Below are 1,168 nucleotides of genomic sequence, written 5' to 3'. Positions count from 1 at the left end.
CAATCTCTCCGGTGGGGTTGGAGTAAACTACAAACCAGAAGACAAACCAAATGATATTGCTGTAATTGGGGAGGGTGTTCGTCAGGCTTACGAGGACATTTTAGTTCCAGCCGGCTTAGATCAAGTGAAAATCTATACAGAATTAGGCCGCTTTATGCTAGCCCCACATGGCCTATTGGTCACCCATGTCACCCATAAGAAACAGACTTATCGGACCTATCTAGGAGTAGATGCTTCGGCTGTCAACCTCCTCCGTCCTGCTATGTACGGGGCCTACCACCATATTACCAATCTCGATCGTCCAGACGGAGAGACAGAAATAGTAGACATTGTTGGTAGTTTGTGTGAGAATAATGACAAGTTTGCCAAGAATCGGGAATTTCCTGTCTCTGAAATTGGGGATCTCTTGGTCATCCATGATACAGGAGCGCATGGTTATTCCATGGGCTATCAGTACAATGCCAAGCTCCGCTCTGCCGAGATTTTATTAGAAGAATCGGGCCAAACTCGTCTCATCCGACGGGCCGAAAAACCAGAGGATTACTTTGCAACATTGTATGGCTTTGACTTTGAAAAATAGGGCCTTTTTGGTATAATAGAAAATGTGTAAATATTGAATTTAGGAGAAAAACACTTATGTCTACATTTTTGACAATTTTATTGATTATCCTTGCTTTCTTTGGTGGGATGTTGGCAGGTATGTACCTACTTCGCAAGCAGTTTGAAAAAGAATTTGCATCAAACCCACGTTTGAATGTTGAAGCGGTTCGTACCTTATTGGGAGCTAGCGGTCAACGTCCAAGTGAAGCGAAGGTACAACAAGTTTACCGTCAAATTTTGAACCAACAAAAAGCATCTTTGAATACGAAGAAGAAATAAAAGCAAGACTGATTACACAATAAAATAAGTAGGGGGACTTTAAGATTTTTCTTAGTCCCTTGTTTTGAAAGGAAGGCAGATGGACAATCGACCAATTGGTTTTTTGGATTCGGGTGTCGGAGGGTTAACCGTTGTACGTGAATTGATGCGGCAACTACCCCATGAAGAGGTCGTCTATATTGGTGATTCCGCCAGAGCACCCTACGGCCCGAGACCAGCAGATCAAATTCGTGATTATACTTGGGAGATGGTTCGTTTTCTCCTAACGAAAAATGTGAAGATGATTGTT

Annotated in this window: 2 protein-coding genes and 1 pseudogene; all 3 read left to right on the top strand. The window is 42.7% G+C overall.

Annotated features, from left to right (window positions below):
* The coding region (locus ACLOR3_RS00390) for a type III PLP-dependent enzyme domain-containing protein (protein WP_497867087.1) at positions 1-580 on the top strand (580 nt) is incomplete at its 5' end.
* Positions 581-636: 56 nt separating this feature from the next.
* Positions 637-879, top strand: coding sequence for a YneF family protein (locus ACLOR3_RS00385; protein ID WP_006595782.1), 243 nt, complete (start codon positions 637-639; stop codon positions 877-879).
* A gap of 79 nt (positions 880-958) precedes the next feature.
* A pseudogene (locus ACLOR3_RS00380) lies at positions 959-1,168 on the top strand (glutamate racemase); the annotation flags it as partial.

The sequence above is a fragment of the Streptococcus intestinihominis genome, from assembly GCF_046824975.1.
In the GTDB taxonomy this organism is placed as follows: domain Bacteria; phylum Bacillota; class Bacilli; order Lactobacillales; family Streptococcaceae; genus Streptococcus.
The sequence above is the reverse complement of the archived record's forward strand: the minus strand, read 5'-3'. Positions and strand labels throughout refer to the sequence as shown.

Bases quoted from the DNA above. Each gene is read 5' to 3' on its own strand.
- ACLOR3_RS00385 (WP_006595782.1), top strand. From the start codon at position 637: ATGTCTACATTTTTGACAATTTTATTGATTATCCTTGCTTTCTTTGGT.